Origin of the sequence: Oscillibacter sp. CU971 (assembly GCF_905219725.1) — a bacterium.
Lineage (GTDB): Bacteria > Bacillota > Clostridia > Oscillospirales > Oscillospiraceae > Oscillibacter.
On record NZ_CAJMXG010000354.1, the window covers coordinates 1 to 2502 of the forward strand.

Annotated in this window: 2 protein-coding genes; one reads left to right on the plus strand and one right to left on the minus strand. The window is 61.2% G+C overall.

Features of this window, described 5'->3' with window-relative positions; genetic code table 11:
• Positions 1-10 precede the first annotated feature (10 nt).
• Positions 11-349: a type II toxin-antitoxin system PemK/MazF family toxin gene (locus tag JX325_RS15235; RefSeq protein WP_204791913.1), complete on the plus strand. Its 339-nt coding sequence runs from the start codon at positions 11-13 to the stop codon at positions 347-349.
• A 72-nt stretch (positions 350-421) separates the two neighbouring features.
• Here JX325_RS15235 and mobP3 read toward each other — a convergent pair.
• Positions 422-2502: MobP3 family relaxase (mobP3, locus tag JX325_RS15240; RefSeq protein WP_243414125.1), on the minus strand; the 2081-nt coding region annotated here is incomplete at its 5' end.

Sequence of the window (2502 nt, forward strand, 5' to 3'; positions counted from 1 at the left end):
GTGATGAGGCGTGGTGACCGTTTTTGAGCAGGGGGACATTGTCTATCTGGACTTTGATCCCCAGGCTGGACACGAGCAGAGGGGACGCCGTCCGGCGCTTGTGGTCAGCAACAACCTGTTCAACCGCGTCAGCAGCCTGACGATGGTCTGTCCGATCACCCACACTGACAAAGGGCATCCGTTTCACATCCGGTTGGATGACACAACGAAGACTGATGGGGTGGTGCTCTGCGACCAGGCGAGGATGCTGGACCTGAGCAGCCGCAACGCTTCCTTTGTGGAGAAGGCGCCCGCGCCCCTGACGGCGGAAGCGGTTGATTTGATCATGGGGTTCGTGGAGATACGGTAATTTGAACGAAAGAGAAACGAGCTGCCTCCGTGCCTGGAGGCAGCTCGTTTTGTGTGGCTTCTGGAGAGGAGGCTATCGGAGCCGCTGGACCTGCTCCTCATGGTCGTCCGGCTTGTGGCCTATGGCGATTTTCTTCTCTCTGATCTTTCGTCTCAGCTTACTGTCCACAAAGGTGATTCCGCCGCCCGGCGGCGGGGCCTGCTCCTGGAAGATGCGGCCCATGTGGTGGAGGAGCCGGGTGGCGCTGGCGAAGAGGGAGGGCGAGTCATCCATGTGGTCAAGGAAAAACTGGGCGTACTCATTGCCCTGTTCCGCCGCCAGCGTGAACCAGCGGACGGCGGATTCCCTGTCCTGCGGAACATCCTTCCCCAGCAGGTACAGCTTGCCGAGGGCGTACTGGGCATACTGATTGCCCTGCTCCGCCGACTCCGTCAGCCAGCGGACAGCGCCCGCTGTATCCTTTGCCACGCCATCGCCGCACAACAGCAGCTTGCCCAGCTGGTACTGCGCGAACTGGTTTCCAAGATCGGCGGACTGTCGGAACCAGCGCCGGGCAGCGGCGGGATCGTCTGCCTCCAGACGCAGCTTGCCCAGGGCGTACATGGCGTACTGATTGCCCCGCTCGGCTGCCTGGGAGAACTGGATCACCGCCTGGGTCATATCCTGCGCCACTGGCCCGCCGTCACGGTACAGCTTTCCGAGGGCGTACTGAGCGCAGTCCAGTCCGGCCTCCGCCGCATGGGTCAGCCAGTCCACCGCCTGACGAGTCCGCTCCCGCTTGGCAGAGGGATTTGCGAGGATGTGCTTTGCCATCTGATACTCCGCATAGGTGTTTTTAAGTTCAGCGGACTTCTCCAGCCACTCCAGCGCAGCGCTCTCATCCTGCTCTGTCCCCACGCCATGAAGGAGCATCCAGCCGATGCGGTACTCCACATAGCGGTTGGGGCGCTGCCTCTCCACGGTCTGGAAGGCGGAGAGCGCCTTGGCATACCACGCATGGGACTGCTCCGTGTCAGCCTCCACGCCAGTGCCGTCCGCAAACATCCTACCCAGGTCATGCATGGCCAGGGCGTTGCCGTCGAGGGCCTCCTCCATGAAGAGGCGGCAGGCTTGCTCGTGATCCTGGGGCGTCTCGTCATCTCCGTACAAAAAAGACCGCGCCCGCTTGTATCGGTCACTCCACACCACGGCGGGCGGCGCTTCGCTGGCCTCCTCTGGCACATCCGAACTTTCCGACTCCGCTTCCGGCTCGGGGCCGGCGTCCTCGCCGGCCTGGGGCGGCTCCTGGATATCCGCCGGCGTGAACACCTCGGTGTGCTCACCAAGCTGCGCCGCTTCCTCCACCACCACATTCTTTATCCGCTTGAACTCCGTCTGCCGGGAGAGGGGGAGCCGGTCTGGAAGGTCATCCCGGTACGTCCGCAGCACTTCTTCCCGCAGCTGATACCACGGGTCATAGGCGGAGGAGACACGGGAGTCCTTTGCCAGCTCGTCCACAATCTCATCCACCACAGCCTTCAGCGACGCCTTGAGGTAGCCGTACTGTTTTTTGCCGGAGGTGCTTTTCAGCCGTTGGGCCAGTTCGCCCATGAGCTGCTCGATGCGGGGATTCTCCAGCGTGCCGGAGAGCATCTGCCGGATCAGCTCCTTCATGACCTCGCCAGACTGCCGCACCAGCTCATCCCGGCGCTGGGTCTGCTGCCGGTAGATCTCCGTCAGTTCCTGGCGGAAAATATTCTTTGCCAGTCCGGACTTGATCCTGGCGATGCCCTCCTTATCCAGAAAACCGGAGCGCCCGTCCGCACTGTAGCAGACCATGTGGACATGGGGATGCGCTCCCTCGTCGTGGTAGGAGGCGTACCACCGAAACTGTTCCCACGGGATATTCATAGTGTCCGCAATCTGTGGAGCGTAGGTGGAGAGGAGGGCCTGCCACTGTCTGGCGTTGTCGTAGCCAAGGCGGACGGCGTCCTCCTTCGCGGCTAACTTAATGACATTAGAGCCAGCTATATACCAATTCATCAGGATAGATGGCAGGGAAGCCAGGACAGGAGCAATCATTGTGTGCCTTTTGTACATAGTTTTTCTCTGGTCGGCATCCAGATCATCCACACCGATAATCACCACCCCAGTGACCTCCGACAGCTCATCAC